At 50.2% G+C, this 307-nt stretch carries 1 protein-coding gene; it reads right to left on the bottom strand.

Annotated elements, in window-relative coordinates; genetic code table 11:
* Positions 1-44: 44 nt before the first annotated feature.
* Positions 45-307 (bottom strand): hypothetical protein (locus HMPREF1986_RS13840; RefSeq protein WP_442950090.1); only part of this gene is annotated, 263 nt, incomplete at its 5' end.

Genomic DNA, 307 nt, shown 5'->3' with positions numbered 1-307 from the left:
GAAGAACCGATATCCCCGAAGGGGACGGAAACGACGTGCTAACTTCAGCAAAAGCGGTTCTTATAGATAATTAGAAGAACCGATATCCCCGAAGGGGACGGAAACCCACTCTGGAGATTTGCTGTTATCCCTCCTGTATTAGAAGAACCGATATCCCCGAAGGGGACGGAAACTAAGACCTCTCGGGCCCATAGGTCCTGTTCCTCATTAGAAGAACCGATATCCCCGAAGGGGACGGAAACGAACAAGGAGCCACTTTGCTTACTGTTTCTTGCATTAGAAGAACCGATATCCCCGAAGGGGACGG

The sequence above is a fragment of the Oribacterium sp. oral taxon 078 str. F0263 genome (assembly GCF_000469565.1).
Taxonomy (GTDB): domain Bacteria; phylum Bacillota; class Clostridia; order Lachnospirales; family Lachnospiraceae; genus Oribacterium.
The sequence above is the reverse complement of the archived record's forward strand: the minus strand, read 5'-3'. Positions and strand labels throughout refer to the sequence as shown.